This is a genomic window from Cytobacillus sp. Bac17 (genome assembly GCF_024519925.1).
Taxonomy (GTDB): domain Bacteria; phylum Bacillota; class Bacilli; order Bacillales; family Cytobacillaceae; genus Cytobacillus; species Cytobacillus pseudoceanisediminis.
Map to the genome: position 1 here is coordinate 1 of NZ_JALJRC010000114.1, position 374 is coordinate 374.

Consider the following 374-nt stretch of genomic DNA (forward strand, 5'->3'; position numbering starts at 1 on the left):
CAATACCACCACACCATTCCTTCCCCCTCTCTTTTTTCCCTCTTTTTTTCTTCCCCTCTCTTTTCTTCCCTTCCCTCCCCCCTTCTCTCTTCCCCTCCTCTTCCTTTCCCTTCTTCTCTTTCCCCTCTCTCCCCTTCTCTTTCCCCCCCCCCTCTTCCTTCCTCTTTCTTTCCTTTTCCCTTCCCTTTCCCTTTCCCCCCCCTCTCCTTTTCCTTTCTTTCTTCCCCCTTCTCTCCCTTTTCCCCCTTTTCTCCTTCTCTTCCCTTTCCCTCTCCCCCTTCTCTTCTTCCCTCTCCTCCTTCTTCTCCCTCCTCTCTCTCTCCCCCCCCTTCTCCTTTCCCCTCCTCTCTTTCCTCTTTCTCCCCTCTTCTTTC

1 protein-coding gene is annotated in these 374 nt (G+C 52.9%); it reads right to left on the reverse strand.

Going from position 1 to position 374, the window contains the following annotated elements:
- Positions 1-374: hypothetical protein (locus NR125_RS30340; protein WP_256816897.1), on the reverse strand; the 374-nt coding region annotated here is incomplete at both ends.